The sequence below is a fragment of the Arthrobacter sp. SIMBA_036 genome, assembly GCF_046535135.1.
GTDB lineage: Bacteria > Actinomycetota > Actinomycetes > Actinomycetales > Micrococcaceae > Arthrobacter.
Map to the genome: position 1 here is coordinate 1 of NZ_JAWRXG010000186.1, position 270 is coordinate 270.

The 270-nt window shown below is 31.9% G+C and carries 1 protein-coding gene; it reads right to left on the reverse strand.

The window, feature by feature from the left end:
* Window positions 1-10: 10 nt before the first annotated feature.
* The coding region (locus SB659_RS19590; RefSeq protein WP_410551613.1) for a hypothetical protein at window positions 11-270 on the reverse strand (260 nt) is incomplete at its 5' end.

Sequence of the window (270 nt, forward strand, 5' to 3'; positions counted from 1 at the left end):
GCCATGTCTTTTATTCATATAAAGTATATACTGACTGAGACTTCTCTGTATTCAGTGTGATTGTGTTCTTGCCGTAAACAATATCAATATTGGTAAAAATATTGTTTCCGGCTTTAGTCTTGATGTTGGCAAGCCTGTTTTGATTATCATAAGAAAAAACATCCGTATATGTTGCTTTTCTATCGTCAAATCCCTGTATTCTAATAATTTCAGAAATAAGATCGTTTTTGTAACGGTATTGAAATATTGCTTTATCCTTTACCACATTCG